Annotated in this window: 1 protein-coding gene; it reads right to left on the bottom strand. The window is 46.7% G+C overall.

Features of this window, described 5'->3' with window-relative positions; translation table 11 throughout:
* The coding region (locus tag F8B77_RS17800; RefSeq protein ID WP_167512885.1) for a hypothetical protein at positions 1 to 306 on the bottom strand (306 nt) is incomplete at both ends.

Below are 306 nucleotides of genomic sequence, written 5' to 3'. Positions count from 1 at the left end.
TAATTACCTGTTTGCCAGAAATCTAACGCTCCATCACCGCTAGTATTGGTATTAAGGCTTTGCTCAACAAGCGTCGTTTGGCTATTCACGTCATATCGGATCAGACGCGCTGTGGTCGGCGTTACTTGATCGGATGCACCGCCAGTGGCAGCTAAACCATATACAATATCACCACTACCATTACTTGCCGCTGACAATAGGTTCTCATTTACGCTATTTGGCAAACTGATGGTACGGTTGTGTGTACCGTCGGCGTTAAATTCGCTGTAGTAGACCGCCATGGTGGTTTGATCTTGCCATACTACA

Origin of the sequence: Aliivibrio finisterrensis (genome assembly GCF_008933155.1) — a bacterium.
Taxonomy (GTDB): domain Bacteria; phylum Pseudomonadota; class Gammaproteobacteria; order Enterobacterales; family Vibrionaceae; genus Aliivibrio; species Aliivibrio finisterrensis.
The sequence above is the reverse complement of the archived record's forward strand: the minus strand, read 5'-3'. Positions and strand labels throughout refer to the sequence as shown.